12 protein-coding genes are annotated in these 18,205 nt (G+C 61.8%); 6 read left to right on the top strand and 6 right to left on the bottom strand.

Annotation, left to right across the window (positions count from 1 at the left end; all coding sequences use genetic code 11):
- Positions 1 to 249 precede the first annotated feature (249 nt).
- From N2A41_RS03005 to N2A41_RS02995, 3 genes are read left to right on the top strand one after another with little or no spacing between them, the layout of a single operon-like run.
- Positions 250 to 858, top strand: a complete 609-nt coding sequence (locus N2A41_RS03005) for a DUF6656 family protein (protein ID WP_017963056.1) — start codon at positions 250 to 252, stop codon at positions 856 to 858.
- Positions 859 to 917: 59 nt separating this feature from the next.
- The gene (locus N2A41_RS03000; RefSeq protein ID WP_260110232.1) at positions 918 to 1,892 is read left to right on the top strand and encodes an L-threonylcarbamoyladenylate synthase; all 975 of its coding nucleotides are present in this window, start codon (positions 918 to 920) and stop codon (positions 1,890 to 1,892) included.
- A 33-nt stretch (positions 1,893 to 1,925) separates the two neighbouring features.
- Positions 1,926 to 3,362, top strand: a complete 1,437-nt coding sequence (locus N2A41_RS02995) for an FAD-binding oxidoreductase (RefSeq protein ID WP_260110231.1) — start codon at positions 1,926 to 1,928, stop codon at positions 3,360 to 3,362.
- A 202-nt stretch (positions 3,363 to 3,564) separates the two neighbouring features.
- On the opposite strand, the gene N2A41_RS02990 is transcribed toward N2A41_RS02995, so the two are convergent.
- Positions 3,565 to 6,900 (bottom strand): DUF1217 domain-containing protein, encoded by a 3,336-nt coding sequence (locus tag N2A41_RS02990; protein WP_260110230.1) that lies wholly within the window; start codon positions 6,898 to 6,900, stop codon positions 3,565 to 3,567.
- A gap of 300 nt (positions 6,901 to 7,200) precedes the next feature.
- On the opposite strand from N2A41_RS02990, the gene N2A41_RS02985 reads away from it, so the two are divergent.
- On the top strand, positions 7,201 to 7,767 hold the full coding sequence (locus tag N2A41_RS02985; RefSeq protein WP_260110229.1) for a DUF6101 family protein: 567 nt from the start codon (positions 7,201 to 7,203) through the stop codon (positions 7,765 to 7,767).
- Between the two features lie 85 nt (positions 7,768 to 7,852).
- On the opposite strand, the gene ubiA is transcribed toward N2A41_RS02985, so the two are convergent.
- Together ubiA and N2A41_RS02975 are read right to left on the bottom strand one after the other, a co-directional pair.
- The gene (ubiA, locus tag N2A41_RS02980) at positions 7,853 to 8,812 is read right to left on the bottom strand and encodes a 4-hydroxybenzoate octaprenyltransferase (RefSeq protein WP_260111101.1); all 960 of its coding nucleotides are present in this window, start codon (positions 8,810 to 8,812) and stop codon (positions 7,853 to 7,855) included.
- 157 nt (positions 8,813 to 8,969) lie between these two features.
- Complete coding sequence (locus N2A41_RS02975) at positions 8,970 to 9,785, bottom strand: MipA/OmpV family protein (protein ID WP_162118354.1); 816 nt, start codon at positions 9,783 to 9,785, stop codon at positions 8,970 to 8,972.
- A 328-nt stretch (positions 9,786 to 10,113) separates the two neighbouring features.
- Between N2A41_RS02975 and N2A41_RS02970 the strand changes: the two genes are divergently transcribed.
- Positions 10,114 to 11,052 carry an IS110 family transposase gene (locus N2A41_RS02970; RefSeq protein ID WP_260109994.1) on the top strand — a complete coding sequence of 313 codons (939 nt, stop codon included), beginning with the start codon at positions 10,114 to 10,116 and terminating at the stop codon, positions 11,050 to 11,052.
- A 246-nt stretch (positions 11,053 to 11,298) separates the two neighbouring features.
- Here the strand turns inward: N2A41_RS02970 and N2A41_RS02965 are convergent, their stop codons facing one another.
- The 3 genes from N2A41_RS02965 to N2A41_RS02955 all read right to left on the bottom strand — a co-directional run bounded on the left by N2A41_RS02965 (position 11,299) and on the right by N2A41_RS02955 (position 15,647).
- A complete protein-coding gene (locus tag N2A41_RS02965) occupies positions 11,299 to 11,880 on the bottom strand; it encodes a histidine phosphatase family protein (protein WP_260110228.1) in 582 nt (193 codons plus the stop codon).
- Positions 11,881 to 11,947: 67 nt separating this feature from the next.
- Positions 11,948 to 13,207 carry an SAM-dependent methyltransferase gene (locus tag N2A41_RS02960; protein WP_170258256.1) on the bottom strand — a complete coding sequence of 420 codons (1,260 nt, stop codon included), beginning with the start codon at positions 13,205 to 13,207 and terminating at the stop codon, positions 11,948 to 11,950.
- 133 nt (positions 13,208 to 13,340) lie between these two features.
- Positions 13,341 to 15,647, bottom strand: coding sequence for a Tex family protein (locus tag N2A41_RS02955; RefSeq protein ID WP_260110227.1), 2,307 nt, complete (start codon positions 15,645 to 15,647; stop codon positions 13,341 to 13,343).
- A gap of 419 nt (positions 15,648 to 16,066) precedes the next feature.
- On the opposite strand from N2A41_RS02955, the gene glyS reads away from it, so the two are divergent.
- On the top strand, positions 16,067 to 18,181 hold the full coding sequence (gene glyS / locus N2A41_RS02950) for a glycine--tRNA ligase subunit beta (protein ID WP_260110226.1): 2,115 nt from the start codon (positions 16,067 to 16,069) through the stop codon (positions 18,179 to 18,181).
- Positions 18,182 to 18,205: the final 24 nt, after the last annotated feature.

The following is an 18,205-nucleotide window of genomic DNA, read 5'->3' as shown; positions in this document are numbered from 1 at the left end:
GCAAGGCTTGAAGCGGCCCATCCCGGTCGATCACCTCGCCCGACTCTCCCGGCAATTATCCTCAATTGCGACATGGCGTAAAGACCCGTTGCGCAAAGAGGTCGACTGCCTGATATCGATGTCAGTCGTGTTTGCGACATCTACCGGCATTTGCCTTCAGCCCGCCTGCCGCCATGGCGATTTTTAACATCGCCTTAAGCATACCGTCCTATCCTGCTGTTGATTCAGACCGACCGAAGAATGCGAACCATGGCCAAACTCCGGTATTTCGACGCGAAAGAAGCAGGTAAACTGCAAGAGCCGCAGCTGATTGCCGCGCATTCCGAATTTTTGCGCACCGGCCGCATTCCCCGCGAGCGGCGGCACTGGCTGGCCGAGGAAAAGCGCTATTTCACCCATGACGAGGTCGCCGCAAAGACCGGCCGCAAGCTGCAGGTTGCCGGCGAAAAGACGCATCAGCACATCAACGGCTTTCACCACTCGATCCAATTTCCGAAGATGATCTTCCACCGGACGCTGGAGGACAGCCCGCATCTCGGCTATTGCCACGTCACCGCCGCGCGGACGAAATTCGCGCATTACGAAGAGGTAAGCTGGGCCTTCTACATCGCCAATTTCTATTCCGACATCGGCGACAACGATAATTTCTTCGAGCGCATCGATGTCGGTTATTCCCGCATGTATTTCGCCGTCGCCATCAAACCTGGCGAGAACTCCGCGGAAAAGATGACCATCGACCGGTCGGTGCGCGGCAACGGCCTGCTCTTCCGCACCCATGATCCGCAGGCTGCGATCCGCAACATCCTCTTGCTCGGCGCCCGCAACGAACAGCTGCGCGAAATCATCCGGCAGCTCTAAAGCGATTGATCGCGAGCGGCGGAAAGCCTAATGACTGCCAGGACCAACACGGGCAGGATATGGCACGCATAATCGACATCACGGCAGACAGGCAGGCAGCGCTCGAGGCCGCCTCAGCTGCTCTTGCCGACGGCTTTGCCATCGCCATCCCGACCGAGACCGTCTACGGCCTTGCGGCCGACGCCACCAATCCCGCAGCCATCACCCGCATCTACGAGACAAAGGGACGGCCGCGCTTCAACCCGCTGATCTGCCACATGGCCGATCTCGCCATGGCCGAAGAGCACGCCGAGTTCGACCCGGTCTCACGGGCGCTGGCCAGAGCCTTCTGGCCCGGCCCGCTGACCCTGGTGCTGCCGCTGAAGCCAGAAAGCCCGATCCATTCGCTGGCGACCGCCGGGCTTGACACCGTCGGCATCCGCGTGCCGAAGGGCTTTGCGGGCGCGTTGATCGGCGCCTTCGGACGGCCGCTCGCAGCCCCGAGCGCCAATACCTCGGGCCGGATCAGTGCGACGAGTGCTGCCCATGTCGAAGCCGATCTGGGGGCGCGGATCCCGTTGATCCTCGATGCGGGCCCAAGTGCTGTCGGCGTCGAATCGACAATCGTCAAAGCAGAGGGCGGCCGGCTGCGGCTGCTTCGCCCGGGGGGACTTGCGGCGCGCGAGATCGAGCGTGTCGCGGGCCAGCCGCTGCTGCGGCCGAAAACGCCATCGGCGGCCATCGAGGCGCCGGGTATGCTCGCCTCGCATTACGCGCCCGGCGCTTCCGTGCGCCTCAATGCGACGGCGGTGGAACCCGGCGAGGCACTAATTGCCTTCGGGAGCGCTAAAGTTTCCGGTGCGGACAGTGCCCGGATCGTCCTTGATCTCAGCCCGCGCGGCGACCTGGCGGAGGCGGCGGCCAATCTTTTCGACTATATGAAGCGGGCCGATGCCAGCGGCGCCCAGAGCATCGCCTTTTCGCCGATTCCCGAGGATGGGCTTGGCGAAGCGATCAACGACCGGCTGCAGCGGGCAGCCGCGCCCCGCGACTGAAGGACAGTGCATCACGATGGAGAACCGAGGCCGATGAGCAATTCCAGCATTTCCACCGAACTCCTCGATCGCTTCGCGGCCATCGTCGGTGAAAAATACGCCTTGCGTAGCGAGGCAGATCTTGCACCGCATCTGATCGAAAACCGCGGGCTCTATCACGGCTCCTCCCCTCTCCTCTTGAAACCCGGTTCGGTCGAAGAAGTCTCTGATATCATGAAGCTTGCGACGGAGACCGGAACGGCGATCGTGCCGCAAACCGGCAATACCGGCCTCGTCGGCGGCCAGACGCCGCGTCAGGGCAAGTGCGATATCATCCTGTCGCTCGAGCGCATGAACAGGATTCGTGATGTCGATCCGGTGGCGAACGTGCTGGTGGCCGATGGCGGCGCCATCCTTGCCGAGGTGCAGAAGGCGGCCGAGGCGCATGGACGGCTGTTTCCGCTGTCGCTCGGCTCGGAGGGCTCCTGCCGCATCGGCGGCAACCTTTCCACCAATGCCGGCGGCACGGCCGTGCTTGCCTATGGCAACATGCGCCAGCTCTGCCTCGGCCTCGAAGTGGTGTTGCCGACCGGCGAGATCTGGGACGGCTTACGCCGGCTGAAGAAGGACAATACTGGCTACGATCTGCGCGATCTCTTCATCGGCGCCGAGGGCACGCTCGGCATCATCACCGGTGCGGTGCTGAAGCTCTTTCCCCAGCCGCTCGGCCATCAGGTGGCCTTCGCCGGCCTGAATTCGGTGGCGGACGCGCTTGCCCTGTTCAACCTCGCCTCCAGTCTCTGCGGCGCCTCGCTCACCGGTTTCGAGCTGATGCCGCGTTTCGGCGTCGAGATCACCACCCGCCATATCGACGGCGTGCGCGATCCGCTGGAGACCGCCTATCCCTGGTATGTGCTGATCGACATTTCGACGTCGGACTCGGCCGAGACGGCGGAGCGGATGATGAATGGCGTGCTGGAGCAGGGCTTCGAGGCCGGGCTGGTGCTCGATGCGGCAATCGCCTCATCGGTAGCGCAGCAGAAGGCGCTCTGGCACATGCGCGAGAGCATGTCGGATGCGCAAAAGCCGGAAGGCGGCTCGATCAAGCACGATGTTTCCGTGCCCGTATCGAAGATCCCGCATTTCATGGCCGAGGCCGAAGAAGCTGTGATGGCGGCGATGCCGGGCGCCCGCATCTGCGCCTTCGGCCATATGGGGGACGGCAACATCCATTACAATATTTCCCAGCCGCTCGGCGCCGACAAGGACGCCTTCATCGCCCGCTGGCACGAGATGAACCATATCGTCCATGGACGGGTGCTTGCGCATGGCGGCTCGATCTCGGCCGAGCACGGCATCGGTCAGCTGAAGCGCGACGAACTGGCGGCGATCCGGCCTGTGATCGAAATCGAGCTGATGCGCCGCATCAAGCGCGCCTTCGATCCCGCCGATATCATGAATCCGGGAAAGGTCGTCAGCCTCGATTCGTGAGGCCGACGGTCGGAGGGATCGCCAACGTTTGCCCCTCATCCGCCTGCCGGCACCTTCTCCCCGCAGGCGGGGCGAAGGGAATATGACGCAACCTCTCGGTCCCCACCAACCTTTCGCGGGGCACGTCCCCTCGCCCCGTTTATGGGGAGAGGGTTAGGGTGAGGGGCAGCCATCCGCGTCAAGCGCTCTGCTCGGAATTGCCTTAGGACTGCTGCGTGCCGCCGCCGGTCAGGATCATCAGCGCCGGCGACTGCTGGGTGGCGTTCTGGACGTCGTACATCGCGGTAAACCGGCGCAGCAGCTTGTCGACCTTCTTCGGATCCTGGAGATCCTCGAGCTTGACGAAGCGGTTGATGAGATCGGCCTGCTTGGCGACATCCATGCCCGAGATCTGCGACGGCAGGCTGTAGGCTGTTGTGATGACCTGATAGAGCGCCTTGTCGCCGAGGATCGAATAGATCGAGGTGATGCTCGGGGCCTTGCGGCTGAAATAGAGCGCCAGGCGCACGCCGTCGTTGGTTTCGCCTTCCTGGGTTTCCATCGTCTGCTTGACGTAGAGCTCCTGGGTGTGCTCCTCGGCCGCCTTGTTCTGGATGGTGCCGATCTTGGCGCGGGTCAGATTGCCATCCTTGTCGAAGTTGAAGGCGGCGACGATATCCTTGAAACGTGCATCGGCGGTGGCGTTGAGATAGCTCTTCTTGTCATCTGGATCGGATGTGAAGATCTTCTTGAGCGTCGCCTTGTCGTAATCCTTCGGATCAAGGTTGTTCGCCTTCAGCACCAGGCCGGTCAGGCGGCTGTCGTCGAGGAAATCGTCGAGCGACTTTACCTTCGCCATGCCCTTGGCGAAATAGTTGACTTCAGCCGTCGCGTCCTTCGCCGCCTTGTCCTTCACCGGACCGTCCTTCATCAGCATGGTGATATGCGATCGATAGTCGGTGGCATATTTGGCCATGGTCGCGTCGGGCAGCGCCTGGAAGGGTGATGCCGCCTTGCCGTCGGGCCCGAAATTGAAGGCCCGGGCAAGATTGGTGATACGTTCATCCTTGAGCGAGGCGACATAGCCATTCGGATCATAGGCATCGCTCGTCAGGATCTTGCGCATCATCGAGCGCGATACGTCCTGGTCGGTCAGACCGAAGGCCTGCAGCGCCACATGGAAGAGATCCGGCAGCTTGTCGTTGCTCTTGCTGAAATCGGCCGACGAATTGCTGCGCAGGAAATCATTGACACTGTTGACGTCGGAGAAATTCAGCAGACTGCTGCTGTCGGCCATAAGCTTCTGGTAGTTGGATGCAACCTCGTCGATCGCCTCGTCGCGTTCGTCGTCGTAGCGCGCCGCATAATTGTCGTTGGTGGTCTGTGCCTGATCGGCCGTCTGGGCCGAACTGAGGACAGGAAGCGATCCGTCGGCGGCAAAATTGAAGTCGGCATTGAGGTCGGCATGGCCGGCTGCGGCAGCGGCCGTCGCATCGGTCAGGATGCTCTTCAGATCGGCGTCCGAAATACTGAACGGCAGATTGTAGGTGCTCTTCAGGAAATTGGTCATGGCGCTGTCGGCAAGCAGATCATCGACATTGCCGATCGTCGACATCCTGGCGGAATAATCATCGGTGCGCGCCGAGGCGGCAAATTTGGTGCTGCTGATCTGGGTCGCGCTCTGCGCCGCCATGCCGTCCTCAAGCGTGCCGTCCGCCTTGAAATTGAAGGCGGCGGCGACGTCGGCATAGGTTCCGGTGCCGCTTTGATCGGTCAGGATAGCGCGAAGAGCGACGTCGTTGACGGTCGACGGGATGCCGTAGGCGTTGCGGACGAAATTGTTCAGCTTCTGGTCCGCCAGCAACTGATCGACGTTTGAGATGCCGGCGATGGTCGACTGGTAGTAGACTGCCGCATTGTCGGCCTTGCTGGTGGTGCTGGCGCTTTGCGTCGCGCTCTGCGAGGCGTAAAGGGTCGCGACCGAACCGTCCGCTTTGAAATTGAAGAGGTTGTGAACGTCGCTGTAGCCCTGGGCGCTGGCCGCGGTGGGATCGACGAGGAAAGTCCTCAATGTCGCATCGGAGACGCCGTCTGCGATCTGCATGCTGTTTCTGATATAGCTGACCGCAACCGCATCGGACATGATGTCGTCGACATTGGTGACATTGCCGATCATGCTGTTGAAATGTGCTGCATTCGCCGCTGACTTGTCGGTCGTCGATTTCCGCTGCGCCGCGGTCTGGATCGCGGAACCGTTGATGGAACCGTCTGCCTGGAAGTTGAAGTCGGCATTGAGATCGGAATGGCCCTGGGCCGCGGCATAGGCCGAATCGGTCAGGATGTTCTTCAGGTCAGCATTGCTGAAACCTGTGCCGAGACCGTAGGCATCCTTGATATAGCGCGCCAGCACGCTGTCGGCGAGCAGGTCGTCGACATTGGTGATGCCGCTCGACTGTGAGGTGACGGTATAATAGTTGTTCGTGTTCGATGCGGCCGCCTTCAGACTGTTTGCCTGATCGAGCGTCTGGACGCGCGCCGTGCTGGAGGCCGACCCGTCAGCCTTGAAGTTGAAAGCGTTGTAAACATTGGTAAAGCCCATCAGCTGGGCATAACCGGGATCGGTCAGCACCGTGCGCAGCGCTGCGGCGGTGAAGTCGGCGCCCATGCTGTAGGCCGTCGTGATATAAGAGGTCAGGCGCTTGTCGGCGACCAGATCGTCGACATTGGTGATCGTGCCGATCTTCGCCGTATAATAGGCCTTGTTGTAATCGGCCGCCGTCTGGCCGACGTAATAGACGTCCGAACCGACCGAATTGTCGATGATGACGGACTGGGAATTCAGGGTGTAGGATTCGATGACCGAGGCCTTCTGCGCGGCGGTCTGCGCCGTGCCGGTGACGGTGCCGTCGGCATTGAAGCTGAACTGGGCGGCAAGCGCCTTGTACTTGTCGCCGCCTTGCGTGTTGACGACGCTCGTGGGGTCGCTGAGATCGCTCGTCAGCACCTGCCGCAGAAAATCCTTCGACGCATAGGTCGGATCAATCTTGAAGGTCTTCAGCACATAGGTGCGCAGCCGGGCGTTGTTGACCAGGTCGTCGACGGTCTGCACGCTATCGATATTGTTGCTGTAATAGGTGCTCTCAGCGCTGGCGGCCTTGTCGGCATCGACGAAGGACTGTTTGTAGAGACCGATCAGGTCGTCCTCCTGCGCGTCGGTCTGCACATCCTTGGCCGGCGCGTTGAAATTGAAGGCGGCGGCAAACTCGCGATAACGCGTATCGGAAAGCTTGTTGGCGTAGCTGTTGGGGTCTGTGAGGTCGCTTTCGAGCACCTTCTTCATGAAGGCCTTGGCATAGGTCATGTCCTCGAGACCATAGGCCTTCATTGCATAGCTATAGAGCTTGTAGTCGCCGAGGAAATCGTCGACGTTTTCGACCTTGTTGATATGGTCGGCGTAGTACTGAGCATCCTTCTTGACCGTCGCCTGCGACGCAACCTTGTTGAGGCTGGACGTCATATCCCGCGACAGGATCGTGTAAGCGAGGGAAGCCGAGATCATGAAAAGCGCCCTTTTCACCCAAATTTCTAAAAGAAAGACGAACTGCTGGTGAGCACATTTTGCCATGGAAAGCTTACCTGAGGCTTACCTCTGGATGCATCATTTCAGGACACCACATCGTTCACCTTCCGGAAACCCTGCCGGATTCGGTTTTGATAACCATCAGAGGAGGCAAAGTTTTCTTAACCGCAATTTTTAAGCTGTACGGAACGGCGGCTGCCTATTGTCAGCCATAGAGGACGAAAAGTCCCAAGGAGAAGACCGGAAATCGGCTCTCAGGTAAGACAAGGGTAGAATGAAATGAACAATCCCGTTATGAAGCCCGCCTGGGCTGGCACGACGTTGCGCCTCGATCCGACCCGCTTTCCCCAGCAGGTCAGCTATGCCATCCACGATTGTTCGGATGACGTCAATATCACGATAGACGAACGCGGTGCGGTCCTGCGCAAGGTCCTCCCCTCCAGCGGCCTGCCGCTCTCGATTGCGCTGCCGAAGCGCGTTTTCAAAGGTGTCGCCGCCCGCGCCATCGACCATGGCGACGGCGATGTCACCGTAACCCTCGAACTCCATCACACCGATCCGGAGCTCTGCATTCCGCTGCTCGTCGCCCATGATCTCAGCGATATCGCTGCCGACTGGCGCAGTTGGTCCGAAGCCTTCCGGATCCCGATGCTGATGGTCGAGGCCGATGGTGTCGCCCGGCCGCTCGAAGACCATATTGGTGCCTTACGCACCAGCGATCTCAAGCCGCGCCGCCGTCATTCCTACTTCGCCAATCGCCGTCCGCGCTTCCTCGTGCGCCGCACCACCGGCCGGCTGGGCGTCGCCATGAAGATCGAAGGTAAGGAAATCATCGCCCGCAATTGAGCGAAATCGCGAAAGTCCCGATTTGGCAATACGATTTTGAACCCGGCGCCCGCGCCGGGTTTATCGTTTTCATCCATTGTCCCAATCAGGGAATAGCAAACAGCAGCGATATGAAGAGGCCGAAGAAGATGATCAGGCCGACGCGGTTGTTCGATTTGAAGAGCGCCAGGCACTGGTCGGCATCGTTGATATCGAGCCGGACGATCTGCCAGGCGAACATGCCGGCCGCACCGAGCAAGGCCAGGAAAGCGATGAGATTAGCGCCGGCGAGAGCGAAAGCGATAAACATCAGCACCAGCGTCAGCCCATAAAGGCCGATCAGCCATCGCCGTGTCCTATCGCCGAACAGGCGCGCAGTGGAGCGGACGCCGATCAGCTCGTCATCCTCCTTGTCCTGATGCGCATAGATCGTATCGTAACCGATCGTCCAGGCGACGGAGGCGGCGTAGAGCAGGATGGCGGCAAAGGAGAGGCCGCCGAGAATGCCGGCCCAGCCCATCAGCGCGCCCCAGGAGAAGGCAAGTCCGAGGTAGAATTGCGGCCAGTCGGTGAACCGTTTGGCATAGGGATAGAACGCCACGATCCCGAGCGAGAGTACGCCGAGGAAGACGTTGAGCCAGTTGAACTGCAGCAGCACGAAGAGGCCGACCAACGCCTGCAAGCCGATGAAGATCTTCGCCCGTCGGCGGCTGACGCGGCCGGAGGGGAGCGGACGCGACCGCGTGCGCGCCACCTCCATGTCGATCTGGTGGTCGACAAGATCGTTATAGGTGCAGCCGGCGCCGCGCATGGCGACCGCGCCGATGAAATAGAGGAACAGGTGAGACACCAGCACACTGCCGGAATAGATCCCCTCACCGATCGCCGCATTGGCGGCAAGCGTCGCCGACCAGAAGCACGGCCACATCAGCAACTGCCAGCCGATCGGGCGATCCCAGCGCGCCAACTGCGCATAGGGCCAAAGCCATGACGGCAGGATCCGGTAGACCCAGTTATCGGAAGGTGCGTCGGAGACGCGATCGTTGAAATCGCCGGTATCGTGCATGCCGCTCATCTAGCGGCGGGCCGCCGATCCGGTCAAGACGCGATCATTGCAATGCCACTTGCATTATTCCTCAGACCGGAATCGATCCCGGCGAAGTTATGTGCCAATTCAAAGTGTTACAGCGCCGCATGTCCGGAAAGGCCCGCAGCGCCGTCAATCACTGCAGTGAGAAATTGAACTTGTAGGTCGCCGAGACCCCGATCAGGACCTGGTTCTTCGAGCCGCGCTCGCGCACGAGACTGCTGTCGGCGGCAGGACCTGCCAGCCGCTTATATTCGAGGAAGGAACTGGCAGAGAGGTTTTCCGTCGCCTTCCAGGTGAGCGCCGTGCCGGCGCCATAGGACTGGATGCCAGATGAGGGCTTGTAAGGATCAAGGCCGCTTGCCGCCGCCTGCTTGGCGTTGACGCCGTAATAGGCGTCGTAATAGCCGCTGGTGGCGAAGGTCGCGCGCGGACCGCCTGATAGTTGCAGGTCGGGCGCGATATCGGTGAAGGCATCGACCGCGAGATCGGCGACGATGCCGTCATGCGCGCGGATGCCCTGGCGGACTTCGGCGCGGGCGCGCAGGAAATCTGTGGGGTAGACCTCGACGAAACCGCCGGCTTCCGCCCCCCATTTGACCTTCTTCAAGCCCTTCAGCTCGCTGCCGTCGCCGTCATCGCGCGACGGCACGAATCTGCCGACGATGCCGGCACGGAAGGCACCCTTGTCAATGAGGGCGAAAGAAGGATTATCGTTACGCGAGGAAAAACGCTGGCCGGCGCCCTGGCGTCCAACCGAGATCAGCGGGCTGAACTTGAATTCGTTGTGCGACGAGCCCTCGAATTTCGGGGCGGAGAAGCCGGCGACGCCGACGCTCAGATACCAGTCGCCGGACCAGAAGTGCTGGCCGCTTTCCTGCGCGGCGGCCGCCGAACCTAGAGATGAAATGGCAATAGCTAAAGAGATCGATACGACTGATCGATGAGACACGTCCGCACTCCAGAAAAAGCAAAAACAAAGCCGCGGAGAGCGGCGCTCGCTACATCTATCCTGATGTCGTTACCCCAATGTTAACCACGGTGAAACAAAGGGCGCTCATGAAAGTCGGTGCCGTGCGGCCCCCTTGTATCTGCATGTTAGATTTTATGTGCGATGGAAGCGATTGAGCCTCTGGCTGGGTGGCCACCCAGCCAGAGGCGTGACGAAGTCGCCCGTTTCCCCCTCCGGTTACAACCGTGGATGAGCCTGGGATCTTCGTCATCGTCACGTACGACCGAATAGTCGCTTGGCTTCAACCGCACGCACAAGGCAGGTTACCGTGAACAGAGTTATATGTGGAGTGGATGTTTCGAAGGACTGGCTGGATGCGTTTATCCGCCCGTCCGGGGTTTTTGAGCGTTTCAGCAACGATGCGGCCGGCATCGGCGCGCTGGCTGCGCTCTGCCGGGAGCAGGGTGTCGAGCTCGTCGTCATGGAGGCGTCGGGCGGCTACGAGCGTTCGGCCTTCCTGCTGTTGTGGGAGTTGGGGATCGCCTGCGCGCTTGCCAATCCGCGCCATGTGCGCCGCTTTGCCGAGGCCATGGGCTTTCTGGAAAAGACCGACCGGATCGATGCGGCGATGATCGCCCATTATGCCGAGGCCAGGCGGCTGTCTGCCCTGCCGCCGCCGAAAGCCGCGCAGCTGCGGCTGTCGGCGCTGATGACGCGGCTGTCTCAGGTCACCAGCGATCTGACCGTCCAGAGGCAGCGCCGCAGTGCTGCCCGCGATCAGCAGAGTGTGGCAAGCCTCGACGAAGTGATCGCGCTTCTGGTGCGCCAGAGCCGCACCCTTGAGGGCGAGATTGCCTCGATGATCGACGACGATCCGCTCTGGGCCTGCCTCAACCAAGCCTTTCGCTCGATCAAGGGGGTGGCGGACCGTACCGTTGCCCGGCTGATGGCCGAACTGCCCGAAATCGGCCGAATCTCCAACAAGGCGATCGTCAAACTGGCCGGCCTGGCGCCGATTGCCAACGATAGCGGCAAACGCAGCGGACCCCGGCCGGTGCGCGGCGGGCGCTCCGGACCGCGTGGCATCCTGTTCCTGGTCGCCGCCACCGCGGCCAGGTACGATCCGCATTTGGCTGCCTTCAGGCAAAGGTTGCAGAGCGCTGGCAAGCCAAAAATGGTTATCCGCATTGCGCTCGCCCGAAAACTGCTGGTCATTCTCAATGCAAAAGCACGGGATGCGCGAAGAGAATTCGAATGCGCAACTTGACAACCCAGATAGTCGCTCATCCGCCCTACGGGCACCTTCTCCCCGAGGGGAGAAGAGGGAGAACGCCGCTTCGTCAGCAACCCCATTGGATGGCGTACCGTTGAGCAGGCGGGTTCGTTTGGCAGTGTCGGCGCGCCTTCCTCCCCTCTTCTCCCCTCGGGGAGAAGGTGGCCCGAAGGGTCGGATGAGGGGCCACACCCTGGTGGCATCTACTATCGAATTCCGCAAAACCACTCCCCCGCTTCCCTATCTCTGGTTCCAGCGACGGATGACCGGTTCGGTCAGATCGTGCTCGTAGCCGAGCACGCTGATACTCGTCGTATCGAGCGAGAAATACGCGCCGCCTTCCGGCGGCAGACCCAGCCAGCGGGCAGCGAGGACGCGCAGGAAATGCGAGCTGGAGAAGATCAGGATGGTGCCGGCCGTTTCGCGAAGCGCATGGATGATGGCGTCGGCGCGGGCGCCGACATCGGCGGCGAATTCGCCATTTGGGCAGCCGTCGCGAAAGAGCTGCCAGCCGGGGCGCTCCGCCAGAATCGCCTTGGTCGTGATGCCTTCATAGGCGCCGTAGTCCCATTCGGCGAGATCGTCCTTGATCACCGCGCCCGAGCCGAAGCCGGCGAGCGCGCAGGTCTTGCGGGCCCGCTCGGACGGGCTCGACCAGACGGCGGAGAAGGTAAGGCCCGCCAGCCGGTCGGCAAGTTTGCGGGCGGCAGCCTCGCCGTTCGCCGTCAAGGGAATATCGCTGCGTCCGGTATGGCGCCCCGACAGGCTCCATTCGGTTTCACCGTGCCGGACCAGATAGGTCTCTGGAAACGCACTGCTCATCGGCACGTCCTTTCATGAGAATCGGTCCCTCGGCTAAACCGCCAGCGGAAGCAGCACTTCCGCGGGATTAGAACGTCACCTTTTCCAGCGGGGCGCGCCTCGCCTCGAATTCCTTCAGCTTGGCTTCGTTGCGGGCGATGTAATTGCGATTGTCGGGAACGGCGAACTGGTTCTTGGCGATCTGAATCTGCAGGATGAAGAGCTCGTCCCAGCGGAAGCCCATTTCCGAACCGGCCAGATAGAATTCCCACATGCGAAAGAATTGCTCGTCGTAAAGCGCCACCGCTTCGGCCTTGCGCGCCACGAAACGCTCGCGCCAATGGCGCAGCGTATAGGCATAATGCATCGGCAGGATTTCGATATCCTTGACCAGCAGCCCTGCCTTTTCGAGCGGCGGCACGACCTCGCCGACGGACGGGATATAGCCGCCGGGAAAGATATATTTCTCGATGAAGGCATTGGTGGCAAAGCTCGGCTTCGGGCGACCGATCGAATGCAGCACCATCACACCGTTGTCGTCGAGGAGATCCGACACCTTACGGAAGAAATTGCCGTAATTGCCGATGCCGACATGTTCGAACATGCCGACCGAGACGATGCGGTCGAACTTCCGGCCGGTCATAGTGCGGTAGTCCTGCAGTTCGAACCGCACCCGGTCGGCAAGGCCCCGCTTTTCGGCGCGCGTGCGCGAGACCTTGAGCTGCTCCTCGCTCAGTGTGATGCCGGTGAACTCGGCACCTTCGGTCGCCTCCGTCAGGTACATGCCCATGCCACCCCAGCCGGAGCCGATCTCCAGGATGCGCTGGTTCGGCTCGAGCAGAAGCTTGGCGGCGATATGGCGCTTCTTGGCGAGCTGCGCCTCATCGAGACTGATGCCGGCGGGTTCGAAATAGGCGCAGGAATATTGCCAGTCCTCGTCGAGGAAAAGATCGAAGAGCTTGGCCGAAAGGTCGTAATGATGGGCGACATTGTGCTTGTTGCGATTGACCGGCACGCGGCTCTTCAGCTGCTGCCAGGCAATGCGGCCAAGCAGCAGTGCCGCCATCTTGAAATCGAAGATTTCATTGGTGGTGTTCTGTTTCACTAGCGACAGGAAATCGTAGATGTTGCCCTGTTCGAGAATGAACCGGCCTTGCATGTACATTTCACCGAGCTTCATGGTCGGGTCGCGCCGGATGGCGTCCTCGGCCTCCTGATCGGCAAGGCGGGCGACAATGGGTTCACCCATGCCGTCGCCGATAGTGTGGGTTTCGCCATTGGCAAGGGTAAGTTTCAACGAACCCTTGCGGACGATTTGCTGGACGATCGATAAGAATGCCGACGCCATGCACGCCTCGCAAATGTGACAGGATGGTCACATCAACTTAGTCGCTCTCTTTCGCCTTACAAGCGCCGGATTTAGCACTCCGTTCAGAACGCTGCCAAACTGTTGCATTTTTGCCGAAATGCCGGCTAAACCCTTATTTTCGCTTCATGGCTTCGGCAAGTGCCGCGCCGAATGCGCCCTGGCTTCCCGGGTTCTGAGCCGCAGGCCGGCGTTCGTTCTGCGGCCGCGACCCTTGGTTTGGACGAGAATCACCACGCGGCGGCGCCGATGAACCGTCATCGCGTCGCATGGAAAGACCGATGCGCTTGCGCTTGGCATCGACTTCGACAACCCGCACCTTGACGACATCGCCCGCCTTGACGACCTCGTGGGGATCCTTGACGAAGCGATTGGCAAGCTGGGACACATGCACCAGACCATCTTGGTGCACGCCGATATCGACGAAGGCGCCGAAGGCGGCGACGTTGGTCACCGTGCCTTCCAGCACCATGCCGGGCGTCAGGTCGGAAATTTCGTTGACGCCCTCGGCAAAGGTCGCGGTCTTGAAGCTCGGACGCGGGTCACGGCCGGGCTTTTCCAGCTCCGCGATGATGTCCCTGACCGTCGGCAGGCCGAATTTCTCGTCAATAAACTGGCGTGGATCGACCGATTTCAAGACGGCACTATCACCCATCAGCGCGCGCAGATCGCGGCCGCAGGCGGCGACGATCTTCTTGGCGACGCCGTAAGCCTCCGGGTGCACCGAGGAGGCATCGAGCGGCTCCTTGCCGTTGGGAATGCGCAGGAAGCCGGCGCATTGCTCGAAGGTGCGGCCGCCGAGGCGGGCGACCTTCAGGAGATCCTTTCTCGTCTCGAAACGGCCTTCGCTGTCGCGGTGGCGGACGATGGCGTCGGCAATCGACGGGCCGAGGCCGGAGACGCGGGAAAGCAGCGGCGCAGACGCGGTGTTGAGATCGACACCGACGGCATTCACCGCATCTTCCACCACCGCATCGAGCGAGCGCGACAGCTTCTGCTGGTCGACGTCGTGCTGATACTGGCCGACGCCGATCGACTTCGGCTCGATCTTGACGAGTTCGGCCAGTGGATCCTGCAGACGCCGCGCGATCGAGACGGCGCCGCGCAGCGACACGTCGAGATCAGGGAATTCAGCAGCAGCGGTCGCCGAGGCGGAATAGACCGAGGCGCCGGCTTCCGAAACGATGACCTTGGTCGGCTTCGGCGCCGGCAACTCGGCCAGCATGTCGGCCACCAGTTTTTCGGTTTCGCGGCTGCCGGTGCCGTTCCCGATCGAGATCAGCTCGACATTGTGCTTGCGGACCAGCGAGGCCAGCTCGACCTGGGCGCCGCGCACATCGTTCCTCGGCTGGAAGGGATAGACGGTCGATGTCGCCACCACCTTGCCGGTGCCGTCGACGACGGCGACCTTGACGCCGGTGCGGATGCCGGGATCGAGACCCATCGTCGCGCGCGAGCCGGCGGGTGCAGCCAAAAGCAGGTCCTTGAGATTGCGGGCGAAGACATGGATCGCCTCCTCTTCCGCCCTTTCGCGCAGTTCCCGCATCAGGTCGAGCGAGAGCGACATGGAAAGCTTGACGCGCCAGGTCCAGCTTGCGACCTCCATCAGCCAGCGGTCGCCGGGACGGCTGGTACCGATCTCGTATGCCGCCACGATCATGCGCTCGACCGGCTTGTTCGGGGAGGCCGTCTCGGCGTCGGCCTCGATCGTCAACGTCAGCACCTCCTCGTTCCAGCCGCGCAGCATGGCGAGCGCGCGGTGGCCGGGGGCGGTCGCCCAGCGTTCGGAATGGTCGAAATAATCGGAAAACTTCTCGCCCGTCGCCTGCTTGCCGTCGACGACTTTCGCCTTCAGCAATGAGGCTTGGCGCATATGAGCGCGCAACCTGCCGATCAGGTCGGCATTTTCGGCAATGCCTTCGGCGATGATATCGCGCGCGCCCTCGAGCGCCGTCTTCACATCGGGCACATCAGCGGTGACGAAGCCTTCGGCCAGCCCCGCCGGTTCCCTGGCGCGGTCGGCGAGGATCCTCTCGGCGAGCGGGCCGAGGCCGCGTTCACGGGCGATTTCTGCCCGCGTGCGGCGCTTCGGCTTGTAGGGCAGATAGAGATCTTCAAGCTCGGCCTTGGTTTCGGCGCCTGCGACCTTGGCCATCAGCTCGTCGGTCATCTTGCCCTGGCCGGTGATCGATTCGACGATCGCGTCGCGCCGGGCTTCGAGTTCGCGCAGATAGACCAGCCGCTCGGCGAGATTGCGCAACTGTGTATCATCCAGCCCGCCCGTCACTTCCTTGCGGTAGCGGGCGATGAAGGGCACGGTTGCGCCCTCGTCAAGCAGCTCGATGGCGGCTTTGGCCTGTTCGGGCCGGGCGTTGATTTCGGCGGAGATGCGGGCTGCGAGAAAACGGAGGTCTGCGGCCATGGGATTTCCTGTTTCGACAGAGGTGGCGGGACCATAGCGGCGAAAAGCGGCAAGGCAATGCCCGGCTGTGGTTTTCACAGCGGAAGTTAATGGATTGGGGATTATCGGCGTGTTGCCGCATGGCCCCCTCATCTGCCTGCCGGCATCTTCTCCCCGAGGGGAGAAGGGATATGCCGCACTGCTTTCCTCCATCACAAACGGCAGTGGCAAGAATGGATCGCTGCCGCAACTCCCCTTCTACCCACCGGGGAGAAGGTGCCCGGCAGGGCGGATGAGGGGGCCACATGGCAACACGCCCGCCGGTCGCCCCACCCCATCGCTCTCGTCCGTTTTTGCGGTTGTGCAGATGCGGCATTCTTTGATAGCAGAAGCAACGTTTTTGGATCGCCCTGCCCGCGGGCGCAAGGAAAAAGATTGACATGCCAAACCTTCTTCTCGAACTCCGCTCCGAAGAGATTCCGGCCCGCATGCAGCGCAAGGCTGCCGGCGACCTGAAGAAGCTCGTCACCGATGCGCTTGTCGAAGCCGGCCTGTCCTACGAGGGCGCGCGCGAATACTGGACGCCGCGGCGGCTTGCGCTCGACATCCATGGCCTGACGGCCCGCTCAGCCGATGTTCGCGAGGAACGCAAGGGACCGCGCACCGACGCCAACGAGAAGGCGATCGAAGGTTTTTTGCGCGGCGCCGGCCTTTCCTCGGTCTCCGAGGCGCAGGTGGTGAGCGATCCGAAGAAGGGCGATTTCTACGTCGCGGTCATCTCCAAGCCCGGCCGCGCGACGGAAGAGATCGTCACCGATATCATGCCCGGCATCATCCGCGATTTTCCCTGGCCGAAATCGATGCGCTGGGGCAAGGCCTCGTCGAAGCCCGGTGCGCTGCGCTGGGTGCGGCCGCTGCAGTCGATCGTCTGCACCTTCGGCCCGGAGCATGAAGAGACCACCGTCATCCCCTTCGAGATCGACGGCATCACCGCGTCCAACATCACCTACGGCCATCGCTTCCATGCGCCCGAGGCGATCACCGTCCGGCGCTTCGACGATTATGCGGCGAACCTGGAAAAGGCGAAGGTTATCCTCGATGCCGAGCGGCGCAAGGACATCATCCTGCACGACGCCCGCGACATCGCCTTTGCCAACGGGCTTGAGCTGGTGGAAGACGAGGGCCTGCTGGAGGAAGTCTCCGGCCTCGTCGAATGGCCGCAGGTGCTGATGGGCAGCTTCGAGGAGGATTATCTCTCGATCCCCTCCGAAATCATCCGGCTGACGATCAAGACCAACCAGAAGTGTTTCGTGACGCGGCCGCAGGGCGGCGAAACGCTGTCGAACAAGTTCATCCTCGTCTCCAACATCCAGGCGAGCGACGGCGGCAAGGAAATCGTTCACGGCAACGGCAAGGTGGTGCGGGCCCGGCTTTCGGATGCGCTGCATTTCTGGAAGCGCGACCAGGGCAATCTGCCGGATCTCGAGATGCTGACGGCTTCGGCGGCAAAGTTCGGCCTCGACATCAAGAAGCCGCTCGATCAGCGCATGGCCAAGCTCGATGCGCTTGACGTGACCTTCCATGCCAAGCTCGGCACACAGGGCGCGCGCGTCGCCCGCATCCGCACGCTGGCCAAGGAATTGGCGAAGATAACTGGTGCGGATGCGGCCCTCGTCGATCGCGCCGCCGTACTCGCCAAGGCCGATCTGCGCACCGAAGCCGTCGGCGAATTCCCGGAGCTGCAGGGCTTGATGGGCCGCAAATATGCGGTGCTGCAGGGTGAGGACGCCTCCGTTGCCGCAGCGATCGAGGACCACTACAAGCCGCAGGGTCCGTCGGACCGCGTGCCGGAGGACAGAGTGGCGATCACCATCGCCCTTGCCGACAAGCTCGATACGCTGATCGGTTTCTGGGCGATCGATGAAAAGCCGACAGGGTCGAAGGATCCGTTTGCGCTGCGACGGGCAGCACTCGGTGTCGTCAGGATCCTGCTGGAGCGAAGGATCCGCCTGCCGCTGCTGGCAACGACCAGGGATGGCGACCTGCTCTCCTTCTTCCACGACCGCCTCAAGGTCTACCTGCGCGACCAAGGCGCCCGCCATGATTTGATCGACGCCGTGCTGACGCCCGATGCCGACGACCTGTTGATGGTGGCGCGCCGCGTCGAAGCGCTGACGGCCTTCATCACCTCGGAAGACGGCAAGAACCTGCTTTCCGGCACCAAGCGCTCGACGCAGCTGCTTGCCGCCGAGGAGAAGAAGGGCACCGTGATCGCCGACGGTGTTTCGCCAGCGCTTCTGAAGCTCGATGCCGAGAAGGAATTGTTCGCCGCAATCTCCAGCGCCTCGAAGGATGCGTCGGACGCCGTCGCCGGCGAGGATTTTCGCTCGGCGATGGAAGCGCTCTCCAAGCTGCGCGGCCCGGTCGACCGCTTCTTCGAAGAGGTGCTCGTCAACGACGAGGACGCCGCCATCCGCGCCAACCGTCTCGCTTTGCTGCGGCTGATCCGCGAGGCGACGGGAACGGTTGCGGATTTCTCGAAGATTTCGGGGTGAAATTCGGCCGCCATCGGCGGTCTG

This window comes from Rhizobium sp. SRDI969, assembly GCF_025152725.1.
GTDB lineage: Bacteria > Pseudomonadota > Alphaproteobacteria > Rhizobiales > Rhizobiaceae > Rhizobium > Rhizobium leguminosarum_I.
This window is presented reverse-complemented; position numbering and strand designations above follow the sequence as displayed.